Annotated in this window: 1 protein-coding gene; it reads left to right on the top strand. The window is 35.9% G+C overall.

Annotation, left to right across the window (positions count from 1 at the left end; all coding sequences use genetic code 11):
* The first annotated feature begins 67 nt into the window (after positions 1-67).
* Positions 68-1,078: a transposase gene (locus QUB14_RS28640; RefSeq protein WP_333297495.1), complete on the top strand. Its 1,011-nt coding sequence runs from the start codon at positions 68-70 to the stop codon at positions 1,076-1,078.
* Positions 1,079-1,104: the final 26 nt, after the last annotated feature.

Here is a 1,104-nt window from a genome sequence, read left to right on the forward strand (position 1 = left end):
CTAGGTTGACAGACCTATTAAAGGCTTTAGTACGCATCAACTTTTTTGTTATTGCTAAATCAAATTTATGAAAAAGAATTATGGGATTTTTATTGGTGTAGATGTATCCAAAGTAAAGTTAGATTATTGCATAATAGACAAGGAAAGTATGCAATATGACTATGGAAGCCTATCAAACACCGCCAAGGGAATTAATGCTTTTCTTTCGCTACTGTCAAAAAAGCTAAAGGGTAATAAAGAAGACATTCTTTTTTGTCTTGAGAATACGGGAGTGTACAGTATGCCAATTTGTTATTGGTTACAGACTGGCCATTTTGATTACTGGGTAGTCCCTGCTTTAGAGATCAGACGTTCTAAAGGGATTGTAAGGGGCAAAACAGATAAGGCTGATTCAAGAGATATAGCTCTTTATGCAATATCTCATCTACATGAATTGAAGTTATCCCATCTTCCGGAAAAATATTTTGTAGAAATCAGGCTGCTATTGGCAGAACGGGATAAAGTGGTAAAAGCCATCAGCATCTTTAATATGACCAAAGAAAGCAAAAACTTTCTTCCTGAGGACATTTTAAAAATTACACTGCAGCATAATAAACGGATGATGATCTTTTTAAAGAAACAGCTTCTTCAGATAGAAAAGTCAATTGAAAATATAATAAACTCAAATCCATTGTTCAAACAGCAGGATGAGCTATTACAAAGTATTCCTGGCGTAGGTAAGCAAACTTCAGTGCTGTTGATTGCTTATACACAGGCATTCACATTGTTTAAAACTCACCGCCAGTTTGCTTGCTACGCTGGTGTTGCTCCTTTTGAATACTCATCAGGATCAAGTGTGCGAGGGCGAACTAAAGTAAGTAACCTGGCTAATAAGAGATTAAAAACTGCATTAAACATGGCGGCTCTTACGGCCAAAAAATTTGACTTACAGCTTAAACAGTATTACGAATCGAAAGTAGAAGCAGGAAAGAATAAAATGCTTGTTCTTAACGCTATCAGATGCAAAATCATTAGTAGAGCTTTTGCCGTTATCAACAGAAACTCAAAGTTTGTCGATACGCTAAAAGCTGTAGCCTGAAAATTTGGTTTTTAAGATAGAATGCG

Origin of the sequence: Microcoleus sp. B3-D2, from assembly GCF_036705345.1 — a bacterium.
Classification (GTDB): domain Bacteria; phylum Cyanobacteriota; class Cyanobacteriia; order Cyanobacteriales; family Microcoleaceae; genus Microcoleus.

Coding starts and splice junctions, on each gene's coding strand:
- QUB14_RS28640 (WP_333297495.1), top strand. CDS start 68: ATGAAAAAGAATTATGGGATTTTTATTGGTGTAGATGTATCCAAAGTA.